General features: G+C 38.7%; 8 protein-coding genes. All 8 read left to right on the top strand.

Annotated elements, in window-relative coordinates; all coding sequences use genetic code 11:
* The first annotated feature begins 187 nt into the window (after window positions 1-187).
* The gene (locus tag IPI15_RS15255) at window positions 188-628 is read left to right on the top strand and encodes a TetR/AcrR family transcriptional regulator (RefSeq protein WP_287421087.1); all 441 of its coding nucleotides are present in this window, start codon (window positions 188-190) and stop codon (window positions 626-628) included.
* A gap of 168 nt (window positions 629-796) precedes the next feature.
* Window positions 797-2,074, top strand: coding sequence for a TolC family protein (locus tag IPI15_RS15250; protein WP_287421085.1), 1,278 nt, complete (start codon window positions 797-799; stop codon window positions 2,072-2,074).
* A 168-nt stretch (window positions 2,075-2,242) separates the two neighbouring features.
* Window positions 2,243-2,860 carry an HlyD family secretion protein gene (locus IPI15_RS15245; RefSeq protein ID WP_287421083.1) on the top strand — a complete coding sequence of 206 codons (618 nt, stop codon included), beginning with the start codon at window positions 2,243-2,245 and terminating at the stop codon, window positions 2,858-2,860.
* Window positions 2,793-3,350 (top strand): HlyD family secretion protein, encoded by a 558-nt coding sequence (locus tag IPI15_RS15240; RefSeq protein WP_287421081.1) that lies wholly within the window; start codon window positions 2,793-2,795, stop codon window positions 3,348-3,350. The genes IPI15_RS15245 and IPI15_RS15240 overlap by 68 nt, the downstream gene beginning before the upstream one ends.
* 215 nt (window positions 3,351-3,565) lie before the next feature.
* Window positions 3,566-5,143, top strand: a complete 1,578-nt coding sequence (locus IPI15_RS15235) for a DHA2 family efflux MFS transporter permease subunit (protein WP_287405384.1) — start codon at window positions 3,566-3,568, stop codon at window positions 5,141-5,143.
* A gap of 286 nt (window positions 5,144-5,429) precedes the next feature.
* The gene (locus tag IPI15_RS15230; RefSeq protein WP_287405383.1) at window positions 5,430-6,272 is read left to right on the top strand and encodes a hypothetical protein; all 843 of its coding nucleotides are present in this window, start codon (window positions 5,430-5,432) and stop codon (window positions 6,270-6,272) included.
* Complete coding sequence (locus IPI15_RS15225; protein ID WP_287405382.1) at window positions 6,229-8,616, top strand: hypothetical protein; 2,388 nt, start codon at window positions 6,229-6,231, stop codon at window positions 8,614-8,616. Before IPI15_RS15230 ends, IPI15_RS15225 begins: the two co-directional genes overlap by 44 nt.
* Before the next feature lie 383 nt (window positions 8,617-8,999).
* Complete coding sequence (locus tag IPI15_RS15220) at window positions 9,000-16,376, top strand: PKD-like domain-containing protein (RefSeq protein WP_287421079.1); 7,377 nt, start codon at window positions 9,000-9,002, stop codon at window positions 16,374-16,376.
* Window positions 16,377-16,582 lie beyond the last annotated feature (206 nt).

Below are 16,582 nucleotides of genomic sequence, written 5' to 3'. Positions count from 1 at the left end.
TAGCTCAAGTGTATTAAAATTCCAATTCAGTGAGAGCCATCAGCCAATAGCTATAGGCCATTAGCTTTAAGAATGAGTGAGAAGGTGACCCAAATTCAAATCTATATTAAATGCAAATAATTTGTTAAACGAATGTTTTAATTAAACGTTTGTTTAGTTTTGCGGCTTTATACGCCTTATGAAAGTCATGGATAAAAAAACCAGCATTCTAGAAGCCGCCATCAAACTGTTCTCTACCAAAGGTTATGATGCCGCTAGTGTTAGAGATATTGCAGAATTGGCCGGTGTCAATCTCGCAATGATCTCCTACTATTTTGGTAGTAAAGAGAAACTCATGGAAAGCCTTTTTCATGAAAAAATGGATGCCTCAAAAATTAAGATCGAAACGATTCTTAAGGATACCAGTCTTACTCCTTTTGAAAAGGTCGAGAGAATGCTGTCAGATTATGTTTCTAAAGTCGTCGCTAACCAATCTTTCTACAAAATTATGTTGTATGAACAGGTTCTAAAACAAAATCCGGTCATACTCAAGCTCATCAAAGAACTTAAATTAAATTATGCTTTTCTTACCTCAGAACTAATTAAAGAAGGTCAGCGAAGTGGAGATTTTAAAAAGAAGTTGATGTAATACTAGCCTTGAATACTTTGACCGGTACCGTAACCCAAGCTGTCATTAACCAAGATTATTACTTCGAATTTAATAACTACCAAAAATTAACGACTAAAGAGCGTAACGAACTTTTGTACGACAAATTATACAATCACCAGAGGATCATTTTTAAAACATTACTTGGATATGAAAAATAAAAAATTCTTTTTTAATTTGATTGTTATCCTGCTTCTAGGTGCTTCTGCAAGTGCCCAGGAATCTAAAAAGATAACTTTGCAAGAAGCAATTGATCTAAGTCTGGCTAACAGTCACAACCTCCGTATCTCAGATCTTAAGATTACAGAAGCTATCGCCAACGTACGCGCTGCGAAAGACCACAGACTGCCTGAAGCCAGCGTCAGTGCCAGTTATTTAAGATTGAACAGTGCAAATGTCAATCTTGCTTCAGCCCCTGAAGGACAAGGTGGTCCGGATATTAACCAAGCATTGTACGGGTTGATCAACGTTTCATATCCGATTTATACTGGAGGTAAATTAAAATATGGCGTTGAATCCGCGAATTATCTGGAGCAGGCAGCCAGACTAAGTGCCGCCAATGACAAGGATGCTGTGGTCTACAATACCATAGAGGCTTACACCAATCTTTATAAAGCAGGCATCGCAGTCAACGTAATCAAAGAAAATCTTCAGGCTTCCGGGAAGAGAGATACCACGTTCTCCCGTCTTGAGCAAAACGGATTATTGGCCAGAAACGACCTTTTGAAAGCTCAATTGCAAACAAGTAATATCTCTCTTGCACTATTAGATGCAGAGAGTAATCTCAAACTAGCAAATGTAAGCATGGATCTGATCATGGGGCTTCCGGAGAATACTATGATCGAAATAGATCCCGTATTTCTAAATGAATCTCAGCAACTGTCAACCATAGAAGACTTTACCAATAAAGGCCTCAATCTTAGAAAAGACGTTCAAGCCTTGGAATTGCAACAAAAAGCTGCTGCCAATTCAGTCAAGATAGCTAAAGCAGACGCCTATCCGTCAGTTGCCTTGACAGGAGGATATGTAGCAGCAGACATACCCGGCTTTATTACTATTTCAAATGCAGTGAATGTGGGAGTAGGTGTTAAATATAACATTGCATCACTTTGGAAGACCAATACGGGACAAGCCAAAGCAGAAGCCATGTCACTAGAATTACAATCTTCTAAAGACCTTTTATCAGATCAGATCAAACTACAGATAAACAGGGATTATCAGAATTATCTGCTGTCAAAACAAAAGATCAATGTCTATGAAACTGCTATTACCCAAGCAACTGAAAATTATAGGATCACTAACAATAAATACAATAATAGTTTGGTAACTATTACCGACTTGCTCGAAGCTGATGTATCCCTTTTACAAGCAAAGTTGAATGTGTCACTTGCGAAGGCAGACGCAGCACTAGCTTATCAAAAATCCTGAAAACAACGGGTTCCCTTTCCAAATAATCAAAGTTAAAAGTAAGAAAATAGAAGTTAGAAATTAGAATGGAACGCTGAATTTTAAGCACATCAACAAATTGACAGACGAAAACATACCCGACAAAAACTTAAATAAATAAGATCATAACAAATAATAAATATTTTAATAATGTCGACCATAACAAACGAACCAAACGTCAAACCATCTAAAAAAAGAAGCCCCGTATTTATCATCATTCTTTTTGTTTTAGTAAGTGGTGCTGCTTGGTTTGGAATAACAAAATATAATCACAGTCTTCATCATGAAGAAACAGATGATGCACAGATTGAAGCTAATGTCAATCCTGTAATTTCCAGAATATCCGGATATGTACTTGATGTCAAAGTAGATGACAATCAAATGGTAAACAAAGGGGATACATTACTAATATTAGATCCACGGGACTTGAAAGTGACTTTGCACCAGGCTGAAGCAGCTCTAGCTACAGCGAAAAGTAATTATAATGCTGCAGTAGCAAACACAAGTGCTGCAAGACAAGGTATCAACACCTCAAAAGCAGCAGTGAATACCGCAGAATCTCAGATCCAAACTGCTAAAGTGAATGTAACCAGAACAGCACAAGATCTTGAACGATATGAGAATCTGATTAAAGACCATTCCATCACTCAACAACAATATGAGCAAGCAGTAGCTGCCAATCAGACTGCTCAAAAAACAATTGCAGGTTTTAATCAATCAAAAGCAGCAAGCCTATGCACAAACTGGAGTTGTTTCCTCACAAAGTAACGCTACTTCTTCTCAAATCGAGGTCACTTCTTCCATCATTAAACAAAGAGAAGTAGATGTGGAAAATGCAAAACTTAACCTTTCATACACAGTCATCATTGCCCCGGAAAGTGGTATTGTCTCTAAAGTACCAGTACAGAAAGGTCAATTTCTTCAGGCAGGATACAATTTATTTAGCATAATTCTTAGCAATGACAAATGGGTAGTCGCTAACTTTAAAGAAACACAATTTGACAGAATGGTTGAAGGTCAAAAAGTGACTATTAAAGTAGATGCGCTGCCTGATCATGAATTCGAAGGAGTGCTAAGTTCGTTTTCAGCAGCTACAGGATCTAAGTTTGCCTTGCTTCCCCCTGATAACGCTAGTGGAAATTTCGTAAAAGTAGTTCAACGACTGCCTATCAAAATAGATTTTGTCAACAAAACAGATCCAGAGATCAAAAGGCTGCGAGCGGGAATGAATGTGGAGGTCGATGTGCATTTGAATTGAAAGTCAGAGGTCAGAGGTCAGAGGTCAGAAATCAGACGCTAGATGCTATACACTAGATTCTAGAAGTCAGAAATTAGAAATTAGAAATTAAAATGGTGTTTCGTAAAATTTGATGGTGTTTCCATTCCCGATTACTGATTACTGATTACAGATTTTTTTTTGACTTCAGGCTCAATTCACCCCATCTAAAATTCAAATATCAAAAACAATCCAACATGCAGGATTCATTAGTAGAATATGGCGGAAGAAGGGTGATCATCACGATCACAGCAATCTTTTGTGCACTCCTTGAGATTGTCGATACTACCATCGTCAATGTGGCCCTCAACGATATGAGGGGCAATCTCGGAGCTACGCTGACGGAAGTTGGTTGGGTCATCACGGCATATGCTATCGGAAATGTGATTATTGTTCCGATGACCAGCTGGCTTTCACAGCAATTTGGAAGAAGAAACTATTTTGCGGCTTCCATCATCATATTTACTGTTTTTTCCTTCCTTTGTGGCAATGCAAACGGCATATGGGAACTTGTATTTTTCAGATTTGTCCAGGGACTTGGCGGAGGAGCATTGCTCGTAACTTCACAAACAATCATTACAGAGTCGTATCCCATCGAAAAACGTGGCATGGCGCAGGCCATCTATGGTCTTGGCGTAATCATCGGACCGACATTAGGTCCGCCTTTAGGTGGATATATCGTGGATCATTTTAGTTGGCCATATATATTTTACATTAATATTCCGATCGGTGTAATAGCTACATTATTGACTTTACAATTCGTACGAAGTCCAAAATATGCAGCTAAAAAAGCAAGTAATGAGATCGACTGGCTCGGAATAGCATTGCTCGCTATCACTGTGGGTTCGCTTCAATACGTTCTCGAAAGAGGTCATGAAGAGGATTGGTTCCAGAGCCAAACAGTCACCATGCTATTCGCTGCTGCCATTCTTGGACTATTCTTCTTCATCTGGAGGGAATTAACCTACAAAAATCCCATAGTTGAACTGCGAGTTCTTAAGAATGGAAACCTGCGTATAGGTACTATCATGTCTTTTATTCTCGGTTTTGGACTGTATGGTTCGACCTTTATTCTACCATTATATACACAGAGTACATTGGGATGGACTGCACAGCAATCAGGTGCTCTCATGATCCCTGCTGCATTGACCACTGCCTTCATGATGCCATTAATCGGACGGCTGATCACTGCCGGGGTTAAGAATCAATATTTAGTAGCCGGAGGACTCTTCACATTTTTTGTTTATAGCTTGTGGGGTTACAAAATAATCACACCTGATACGGGTGCAGACGCTTTTTTCTGGATGCTAATCGCTCGTGGTATAGGACTTGGATTACTGTTTATTCCAATCACAGCTTTATCTCTATCTACATTGAAAGGTCAGGAGATAGGACAGGGAGCTGCATTTACAGGTATGATGCGGCAACTAGGAGGATCGTTCGGGGTGGCGATGATCACTACCTTTCTATCACATCAGAATATGGCATATAGAAATGATCTAGTCGGGAAATTAGACGTAAATTCAATGGCTGTGCAACAACGTGTCAATGGCCTTCAACAATCATTTATGGGAAAAGGAATGACGCCTGATGTGGCGCTGAAAGCAGCTTATAAAGCATTAGATTATGGCGTTAGTAAACAAGCTGCCGTTTTGTCGTACATGGATGTATTTCTATATCTGGGCATCATATTTTTGATCTGCATACCATTTATATTATTCGTGAAGCAGAAGAAAAATGCGCCGAAAGTAGACTTGGGAGAAGCGATGCATTAAAGTAATTGTAATTTATTAATTGTTAATTATTATTGAGTTTTGAGTTTTGATGCTTACTTTCACTGCTTTAATACCAATGCATAATTAAACTTTGAAAAAATATCTATTTTACATTTGGCCAATAATAATTGTCGGGTTATTTAATTCCTGTGAAAATAAACAACGTGAAGTAATTCCGTCCATTTACCATTGGAAACAAACTTTTATTCTAACAGAATCCGAAAAGAGTAAACTTGCAGAAAATAATATTCACAAAATATATGTGCGTTATTTTGATATTAAACTAATGAACGGAAAAGATATTCTGCCTGTTTCCAGCATAAAATTTGAAGATAAAATAGATACAAATTTGGTCCTCATACCGGTAGTTTATATTGAGAATGACATTTTTGCAAAGTTACAGAAAAGAGGATTAGACACTCTTGCTAGAAAATTAGTAAATAGAATTAGAGATATTGAAAGTAAAAATGGCCTGAACTCATACCAAGAGATACAGATCGACTGCGATTGGACAGCGGGTACGAAAGATGCTTATTTTAATTTCTTAATACTCATCAAATCGATGATCGGTGATGCAAAACTTTCATGTACACTGCGACTTCACCAATTTAAATACGCTCAGAAAACAGGTATCCCACCAGTAGATGAAGTCACCTTGATGTATTACAATATGTCAAGAGTGCAGGACATGAAAACCTATAATTCTATACTTGATAATACAGAAGGCGAAAAATATATAAAAGGAGCCATAGAATATCCATTGCACATCAATATTGCCCTGCCATTATTCAGTTGGGGCGTATTATTTCAAAATGGTTCTCTGTCTGCTTTACTACCGGGACTAAATGATGCTGACCTTATTAATATGGGCGCAAAGTTAATCTCCGGTAACCAAAGTTACCGCTTTGAAAAAGATACATTACTCCAGGATAAATTTATCAGAAAAGGTGACATCTTAAGATTAGAAGAGATTACCTTTAAGGAATTAAAAAGAGCTGCAGAAATATGCGTTTCTATTGTTCCAAAAGATCAAAATTCAATTAACATTACATTTTATCATCTTGATTCTGTCCAATTACATTCATATGACGTACATCAATTCAAAAAAATTCTGGATACTTTCCAGTAAATTAATTGCCATAATAATTTTGTGGGGATTTAATACATCCTGTTTTGATGATTATGAACTTGAATCCTACAGATTTCATCTGTTTAACGAAAACACGGCAAAAGTTGAACACAATAAGCCATTTTATTATACTTTGAATTTTCTAAACGGAGATAATAATCCCCTGAACAGCGCCGGAATAGATGAAAATCTAGAAGAATGGTATACTTATTTAGGTAAAGTGGTCAGTAAAATAGACATTAATGAAATGCTTTATGGCTATTGGGCTGGCGGAGCAATCGATGAAAAGACCGGAGTATTAAATTCAAAAGAGTTCCTGGAATATTATTCCTCCGGGCCAAAAATTAAAAAGGCAAATAATGAAGCATATCAGTACATGATATTCGCCAAAAGGTGTGAATATTTTTTAAGAAATGACATGGTGGATCAATATCAATGGAATACTGACATTGATCAAGCGAAATATGATCGGGAAGAAGCTGCGAAAAAAATCATGCGAACCAAACTAATTAAAGAAGCTCAGGTAGAATTAACTAAAACTTCCGATGCATTTCTAAAGACAAGATATGCCTATCAAGTCATCGTCCTTTCTAGATACAATGAGGATCTAAAAACATGCCAAAGTACTTATGTAAAATATATAGAAAACAATACCCAACAATCAGTCATAAACTATTGGGCAATGTTGCATTATGCCGAAAAATGCCTTGTAAATGTTCAAAAGAAAGACCTTGCCTATGCTCGTGTTTTCAAAAATTCAATAGCAAAAAGGTATCGTACATATCTTTTATACAACAAAACTAATCCTACTGAATTAATCTCACTGACTAAGGGTCCAAAGGATCAGGCCGCAATCTGGACGCAGGCAGCCGTGCATGATCCGGGCAGGTCTTTGACTGCATTAAGTGCTATTTATGCCCTTGATCCAAATGATAAAGATCTTGCTTTTCTTTTCTCCAGAGAAATTAACAAAATAGAACATTGGCTGTATACAAATAGATTGACCAATGCTGCTCTGGACGCATATGATTATAATACCGGGACCTACATAAAACAGAATCTAGAAGATGATAAGAAATATACTAATGAAGTAATAAGTTTGGCTGAGAAAATAAACGATGAAGCCAAGGTAAAAGATAAAGCCTATTGGAACCTTGCACTTGGTCATTTATATTTTTTAATAAAAGAAAACAAAAAAGCCTTAAGCAAACTCGAGACCGCACTTACCCAAAACCCCAATCCGGATCAATTAATACAAATTAAAACGACAAGGATATTATGTTTTGATCTTGATCAAAAAAATAATGCGGGAGTAGAAGAAAAGATATATCAGGACTTAGTAGATCTTCTGAATATGGATGCGAAAAGCAAGAAATACGTTGAAGAGAACGATGGCTTGGAAAGAAAATACTCCTCTACAGATCAACTGATCGCTATGGTTGCCTATAAATTTGAAGAAAATAAAGAAATAGCTAAATCCGCACTACTGCTATCCCATTGTGCAGAATTGTTGAGGATGCAAAAAAAATTCATTTCATTTTGGATGCATTATGATGATTACTTCTTTTATCTGGACGAAATGGCTGGACCACAGGAATTGAAATACATCCTCGATCTTATAGAAAAACCCAATAAAACCAATTTCGAATCTTACCTTATCTCAAAAGCAGTTTTCGATAAATACAAACTAATGGACCTATACGGCACCATGCAGATGAGGGAAGAGAAATATACAGAAGCAGCTAAAACATTGAATCAGATACCTGCAGAATACTGGCATACAGGTGTGATCGAATATGATACTTATCTGGATGCAAATCCTATGCATGCTGATTTTTATAGTGGTCATTCAACTACTGCAGCAGACACGATTCGGTTTACTAAAGTTGAATTACTAAATAAAATAATTGAATTGCAGAACAATGCAGCAAGTGGTAAAAATGCTGCGATGAATTATTTCACACTTGGCAATATATTTTACAATATGACACATCACGGTAATTCATGGATGATGATGCGCTATGGTTGGTCAACAAATGAGGAACCGGATAATAAAAATTATAGTCAGAGAGTGGATGAGGCTAATTATTATGGTGGAGCAAAAGCAATATATTATTACAAAAAGGCTGCAGATGCATCGAAGAATAAAAAATTCAGTGCCCTTTGTCTGCGCATGGTTTTAAAATGTGATGAATTTAGAGACTATATGACTCCATGGTATGATTATGAAAAGGAAAGACCGGTATTTGTGTCTAAATATAAAACAGAATTGATTAAAAATTATCCTAATTATTACGATGAATTACTCAACGATTGTGGTTCGTTTTATAGATATATGCATTGAAAAATGAATTAGTTCAAAGCCAATTTAATGAAATATTTTGGAATTTAAAATATCAATAACTCAAGTGTCGGTAATTCAGAAGCATTGACAAATGTCTTACTGCTGAGTCTTTTGGAAGTAGATTGTATTTAACTAATTAATTATTATTTTTCCTTAAATTTGATTTTTAAGGCAAAAACTACTGTTGCTAAATCCTGTGTATGCGGGACTAAAATATTCCATCAAGCTTGTATTAAGAATTAAATTTTTCTTTAAAAGAAGCGAATTGACTATCGGAACTTACTTTAATAAAATAAATTGAATTGCTCATTAAAATAACGTACATTCTTTAGATTTTTTTTATCTTAGACTTTTATATTTATTAAGTACTAACACCTTTTGCAATGAAAAAATACTACCTTATTCTAACGTTAATGCTATGCTCAGTAGCGTCATATTCACAAATAATATTTCAGGAAGATTTTGACGGAGTAGGCGGACCTACCTCTGGTGGAGCCGGCACTTATAAGTTTCCGGACGGATGGTTTCTGCGCAATGTAGATAACAGAACTCCTGACGGTGGTGTGGCATACGTCAACGAAGCCTGGGAAAGAAGAGAAGATTTCGTAACTAATGTCTTAGATTCTACAGCATTTTCAACATCATGGTACGTTCCTGCAGGTCAAGCGGATGATTGGATGTGGACCCCATTAATTGGCCCTCTACCTCCAAATTGCCTCCTGAAATGGAAAGCTATAGCTTATGATCCACAATACCAAGACGGCTATGAAGTAAGAGTTATGACTCAAGCCGGAGGTCCACCCACAGGAGGGACTGGAGCAATTGGCAATCAAATAACAAATTCTACCTTAGCACTAAGCATTCCTGCTGAAAATTCTACATGGACAGATAGACAATTATCTCTTAGTGCTTATGCAGGACAAAGTGTATATATCGGTTTTAGAAATAATAGTATTGATAAGTTCTTGTTGCTTATTGATGATGTCGTCGTCGAAGCTGTAACCAATTTTGATGCTAATTTGACGGCGTATGTCATACCAAGTAATTATTCAAATATACCGTTGAATCAGGTAAGCCCTATTTCCTTTAAGGGGACGATCCGGAATGATGGTTCAAGTTCTTTATCAAACGTCATCCTTAATGCAAAGGTTTATGATGAATCAGATATGCAATTGTATGCTACATCCAGCAGTCCACTTGCCACTCTTGCCCCGGATGCTTCTGCAAATTTTACTACTATAGGTTCTTATCTCCCATCTATAACAGGTAAATTCCGTATTGAATATTCAGCGACTATGACTGAAGTCGATGAAATGCCCTTAAATAACACTCAAACAGATTCAATCACAATATCAGATTCCACATTTTCAAGATCCATAGAGCCTGTCACAGGCTTTATAGGAATCGGTGCCGGCAATGGTGGTTATATGGGTAATCAGTTTGCAATAGCAAATAATGGAATTTTAACCTCCGCATCAATTTCTGTGGCGTCAAGCTCCCAAGGAAGCAAACTTGGAATGGCTGTTTTTGACTATGCAAATGGTAAACCTTCTACGTTGTTGTACCAGTCGTCGGACAGCCTGATAACAAATATAGCTGCAAATGTATATACTTTTTCATTGCCAAATGGCGGACTGGCTGTATCTGCAAATGACACGATCGTTGTTACTGCAGTAGAAATCGATTCTACCCTTGCATTAGCTCAGACAAATAACATATTTACACCTGGAACTTCTTGGGTCAACTGGCCAACAAATCCAAATGGGGGATGGTCAAATATTGAAATATTTGGTTCGAATTTAGCAAAACCATTTTCTATAAATGCCAATTTTGGGTTTGATTGTGATACAATACCGATAGTCACACCATCCATTCTGACACAGCAAGTTTGTAACGGAGGCTCTTCAACTGCTATTACATTTATAAGTGATCAACCAAATACGACTTTCAATTGGACAAATGATCAACCATCTATTGGTTTGGCAGCAAATGGCACAGGTGATATAGCTTCATTCACAGCATTAAATATGGGTACAACTCCTATTACTGCCAATATTACGGTAACTCCGGTGATAGATGAAGTGTGTGCAGGTGATCCTGTGGTAGTCACAATTATAATCAATCCTTCTCAGTCATTAAATGCGACCCCGTTAATGCAATCTATTTGCTCAGGTGAAAGCATTGAAGACATTATAATAGATTTAGTGCCTGCAGGTGGATTTAACTGGACCAGAGATAACGTAGCTGAAGTGACAGGTATAGCTGCTTCAGGAACTGGGAACATTTCAGGAACTTTAATGAATACTATCCCAGGAACAACAACAGTTAATTTTACGATATCTGCAACTGGAGGCCAATGCAATGGCATTCCGGTGATCGCCAGTGTAGAGGTAAGTTCGATATCAACGGTCGATACAATTATCGATCAGGTGTATTGCGTAGGCAATTTTGTTGATTCTTTAGTGATTACAGGAAGCAATCCGGAAGCTACATACACTTGGTCCAATGACAACCCTGCTATCGGACTAGGTGCTTCTGGGATCGGGAATATACCACAATTTACAGCAACTAATTCCCAATCAACTCCTATAACAGCAAACATTACAGTGACACCGTCAGGTTCAGCAGGTGGCAACTCCCTTGTTCCTGAAATTTTATACTACAAATTTAATGAGAGTGGACCATCAGTAACCAATTATGCATCAAATCCACCTTCTGGTGCAGCTACTGCTACGATTATGGGTTCACTTTCAATTACAGAAAGTGATCTATGTGAAAATGCTTTGACCGGTAGTGGAAACCCATCGAGTACTGACTATTTAAATACTGGCTGGGCGACTAATTTACCGGGAGATTTTACCATTTCATTTAAGTCTTCGAAAATAATACCTTCAGCAACATTATTTTATATATTCAGTGACGATAATATCGGATCTTTCAGATGTTTCACGAATGGTGTAGCCGGACCTAATAATTGGATGTTGAGAGGCACAGGTATTGCTGATGTTTATGTTAACGGTGGAGCGACTGTAGCACCACATACCACCACCTTTGTGTATGATGCTACTGCCGCCAATATAAAAGGTTATCTTGATGGAGTGCTAGTTACCACAGTAAACCAAGGTTTACCTATAATCAATGGGACTAGTCAATTTAAGTTAATGGGATACCCCTCTAGTGTAGGCGCTCCTTTAGGTGGACAATTAGATGATTATAGACTTTACTCAAGAGCTTTAACTGCTGAGGAAGTTGCTACCCTTTCCGGTTGTTTAACAGAAGGCTGTGGAGTTGAACCAAGAACATATTCAATAACTGTGAATCCCGATGTGGCTGTAACAGTAAGTCCAATTGCACAATCAGTATGTTCTAATAATGAAATATCTGCAATAATTACCACTGCCGATGGATCAGGTTATGCATCTACCTGGACGAGAGATAATACGACAAATGTTACCGGCATAGCATCAAATGGTAGCGGCGATATTACAGGTACACCTGTAAATACAACCCTAACAGACCAAATAGTAGTTTTCACGATCACAACCACAGATGGTATTTGTTCATATACAAATACTGCATCAATTACAGTCAATCCACAATTTGAAACAGATCAGGTTAGTAATATTGTCGTGTGTAATGGATCAGCCGTAAGTGATATTACTTTATCAGGTACAGATCCAGAGGCAACTTATAGTTGGACTAATGACAATACCTCCATAGGCCTTGGAGCAAGTGGAGATGGAAACATTCCTTCTTTCAACGCCTTCAATAATACAAACGCACCTGTAGTTTCCACTATCACTGTTACATCTATGTCAGAAGGTGGTGGTGAGGGAGAGACAATTACAGAAAATTTCTTGAGCACAGGTGAAATACAAACCTTTGAAGTTCCTGCTGGTGTTACTTCCATTTATATCGAAGCAAATGGAGCAAAGGGCTCAAATGCACAAAGTGGAGCAGGAGCAGGTTTAGGCGCATCTGGAGGAAAAGCTTCAGGTAATTTAGCTGTTGCACCTGGACAAATAATCAATATTTATGTTGGTGGGTCAGGAAATGGATCTTCTGGCGGATTTAACGGTGGGGGAGCCGGTGGTTCAGCTATCGGCGGTGGTGGAGGTGGTGCTTCAGATGTAAGAATAGGAGGTATCGACCTTTCAGATAGAGTGCTAGTGGCTGGCGGCGGAGGCGGCGGAGGCGGTGTTGGATGTGAAGCAACTTACAATGGTGGTAATGGCGGTGAAGGGGGAGGCTTAGCCGGGATGAACGGGACAAATAGTTCTGATGGCGGAGGCGGCGCAGGAGGAACCTTAGGTAACGGCGGAAACGCGGGAATTGGATGTGGAGGTTTTCTGGGCCAACCAGGTAACGTTCCAAATGGAGGGGATGGACAGGAATGCTGCTGTTTTGGAGCACCAAGTTTACCGGCTGGCGGCGGTGGTGGAGGTGGCTTCAATCAGGGTGGCGGCGGTGGCGGCGGATCAGCCGGAACTGTTGGATGTATCGGTAATAATAAAGGCGGTGGAGGCGGAGGCGCAGGAGGCTCCTCATACATTGGAGGAGTGACCTCAGGAATTGTAACTGACGGGACAAATAATGGAGATGGTTTTATAAGTATATCTTACAATATTTCAGAAGAAGAACTCTGTTCTACTCAACCTATCACTTTTACGATCACAGTCAATCCGACACCTTCATATACTTTCACTTCAGATGGAATCTCATATTCAGAAGGCGACACCATCACTGCTTGCAATCAACAAGTGCTGGAGATTGAAATTACTTCTCCCGATGCTACAGATTATACCTTTACAAGATTATCTAATGGAAATGTCATCGAAAGCGGGTCGACACCGGCTTCTTTCGATTATACAGCGACAAATGCAAGAGAGGGTTATTACGAAATTGGAATTGAAAGTTCATTTGGCTGTATTGTAAAAGATACCATTTATTTATTGGTGAATCCAACGCCAAATCCAACAGCAACTGCAACTCCAAACCCAATTTGCCAGGGAAGTGATTTACAGCTCGGAGTAAATGGAAATAATAACTTTGATTTTGCATGGTCAGGACCTAACGGTTATACATCGAATGAGAAAAATCCTGTAATATCCGGTATTCTACCATCTGCATCAGGCATTTATACTGTCACAGTTACCAACTTAAATGGCTGCAGTGATACTTCATCCGTGAATGTATTGGTCAATCCGACTCCTACATATACCTTCACTTCAGACGGCATCGCATATTCAGAAAGTGATACCATTACAGCTTGTAATCAGGATATACTAGACTTGGTAATTACATCTCCTACTGCGGTGGATTATACTTTTACAAGATTATCGAATGGCAATGTGATCTCAAGCGGCACGACTCCCGGATCCTTCAATTATACAGCAAACAATGCAAGAGAAGGTTACTATGAGATTGCTGTGTTCAGTTCTTTTGAATGTATCTTAAAAGACACGATTTATTTATTGGTCAATCCTCTTCCCAATCCAACTGCTACAGCGACTCCAAACCCAATATGTCAAGGAGGTAACTTACAGCTTGGTGTCAATGGAAATAATAACTTTGACTTTGCATGGTCAGGACCCAACGGTTATACATCAAATGTCAAGAATCCTACCATAATTGGGATCACACCAGCAGGATCAGGTGCATATACCGTTACAGTAACTAATTTAAATGGTTGTAGTGATACGTCTTCTGTAAGTGTCTTAGTCAATCCGACCCCTACCGCAGTGGCGGCACCTGCTGCTCAAACTATTTGTTCAGGTAGTGCGATCACGACCATTGTTATAACAGGAGCGGTTAGTGGAACTACATACAATTGGACCCGTAATAATACTGCAACTGTGACAGGCATTGCTGTATCAGGAAGCGGCAACATTTCCGGTTTATTGACAAATACTACACTTTCTCCTGTCACGGTGACTTTTACAATCACTCCAACAGCAAATGGATGTGTTGGTACATCGATAACAGCAACAGTTATTGTCAACCCAACTTTAATACTTACCGTAACTCCAACTACTCAAACCATCTGTTCAGGATCTCTTATAACGACGATCGTTCCAGGTGGCGGCATACAAGGATCTGTGTACAACTGGACTCGTGACAATACGATCTCAGTAACGGGCATTGCAGCCTCAGGTTCTGGAAATGTTAATGGGATACTCACCAATACTACCTTAGTTCCGGTTACTGTGACATTTACTTTCACATCAAATCCATATGGATGTGCAGCAACATCCATTAGTGCGACAGTGATCGTAAATCCTACACCTATCGGAACTATCTCTATCGCCCCTAATCCAGCGTGTGTTGGCTCTACCGTGCAGTTGTCATCTACCGGAGGAACGACATATAACTGGTCCGGACCAAATGGATTTACAAGTAATCAGCAAAACCCTACCATCTTAATAATAAATCATCTACAAGCTGGTAAATATTATGTGACGATCACTAATAGTTTCGGATGTTTTGTCATTCTTGATGATGAACTTGAAGTATTCTATCCTCCTTTAGCTGAAGCAAGCTTTGATGTTTCTACAGCATGTACCGGATCTGATCTTCAGTTGTACGGCAGCGGAGCAGGTTCTTATGCATGGAGTGGACCAAATGGATTCACAAGTACTCTGCAGAACCCGGTGATCGAAGATGTGACAACACTCAATAGTGGCTTATATATACTTACAGTAAATAGTCCAAATGGGTGCACAGCAACTTCATCATTAAATATTACCATCAATACGCCGCCACAGTTGTCTGCCAATCCTGCATTCACACAGACCTGCGAAGGCTCTTCGGTTCAGTTGACTGGAAGTGGATCAGGAGCATTCTCGTGGTCAGGTCCTGCGGGATGGTTGAGCAATATGCAGAATCCGGTGATCGATAACATTCCATTGTACATGTCAGGCTTATTCACCGTGACATTAACGGGTAATACCGGATGCAGTAGTACCGCTTCTGTAGAAATAAAGGTATCATCATATATCAATGCTATCGCAACTGCTACACCGAATCCGGTATGTGAAGGTCAAAGTTTGCAACTTCATGCTGAAGGAGGTACGTCATATCTATGGAATGGTCCGGCAGGATTTAATTCTACGGAGTCTGATCCGAGGATTGACAATATCATTGAGGCTCAGGAAGGTATTTACTATGTCTACATAACTAATGAAGGTGGATGCTATGGATATGCTGAGGTCAAGGTAGAAGTTCTGCCTGTCCCAAAAGCAAGTGCTTATGCTACACCAAACCCTGTAAATGAATTTAGTTCCGTACAATTCTTTGCAAGTAACGGCCTTGCGTATCTTTGGAGTGGTCCACAAGGTTTTATATCTACTGAACAAAATCCAGTTATCAGAAAGGTCAACAGGAATATGGCCGGAGTATACACAGTGACAATTACGAATGAGAATGGATGTCCAAGCGTGATCAAAATAATTCTAAGGGTATTATTCACCAACAAGGGTGGCAGCATCACAGATGGAAATGACGAACTATCTATAAGAACAGATAATGCGGGAACCGTTTATCCGAATCCTACAAATAACTTACTTTATTTTGAGACTGCAAGCCGATCAGCTATCGATTACATGATCTATGATATGAATGGCAAGTTGCAAATGCAGCAACAATCTACTACAAACATTTATATCAAGACAGAGAACCTATCTACAGGGATCTATCAAATCAGATGGAAACCACAGGATCAGGAGAAATGGATCGTCAGTAAATTTGTTAAGATCAGGTAAGATATTTTTATCAAATAATAACCCCGTTTGGAAGTTCTAAACGGGTTTTTTTATTTTTAGGTAGAATTCATATGAAAGATATTGGGACACAATTTAAACAAATCACTTGAGTAGTATTCTGCCGCATAATTCAGAGCCACTCTAGCCCTAATAAATTAGGAAAATCTGTTATACATCATTAGAAAAAATAATATCAAAGAAATAAT

Origin of the sequence: Candidatus Brachybacter algidus, from assembly GCF_016707225.1 — a bacterium.
Taxonomy (GTDB): Bacteria; Bacteroidota; Bacteroidia; order Chitinophagales; family Saprospiraceae; genus Parvibacillus; species Parvibacillus algidus.
The sequence above is the reverse complement of the archived record's forward strand: the minus strand, read 5'-3'. Positions and strand labels throughout refer to the sequence as shown.

Coding starts and splice junctions, on each gene's coding strand:
- IPI15_RS15255 (WP_287421087.1), top strand. CDS start 188: ATGGATAAAAAAACCAGCATTCTAGAAGCCGCCATCAAACTGTTCTCT.
- IPI15_RS15250 (WP_287421085.1), top strand. CDS start 797: ATGAAAAATAAAAAATTCTTTTTTAATTTGATTGTTATCCTGCTTCTA.
- IPI15_RS15245 (WP_287421083.1), top strand. CDS start 2,243: ATGTCGACCATAACAAACGAACCAAACGTCAAACCATCTAAAAAAAGA.
- IPI15_RS15235 (WP_287405384.1), top strand. CDS start 3,566: ATGCAGGATTCATTAGTAGAATATGGCGGAAGAAGGGTGATCATCACG.
- IPI15_RS15230 (WP_287405383.1), top strand. CDS start 5,430: ATGAACGGAAAAGATATTCTGCCTGTTTCCAGCATAAAATTTGAAGAT.
- IPI15_RS15225 (WP_287405382.1), top strand. CDS start 6,229: ATGACGTACATCAATTCAAAAAAATTCTGGATACTTTCCAGTAAATTA.
- IPI15_RS15220 (WP_287421079.1), top strand. CDS start 9,000: ATGAAAAAATACTACCTTATTCTAACGTTAATGCTATGCTCAGTAGCG.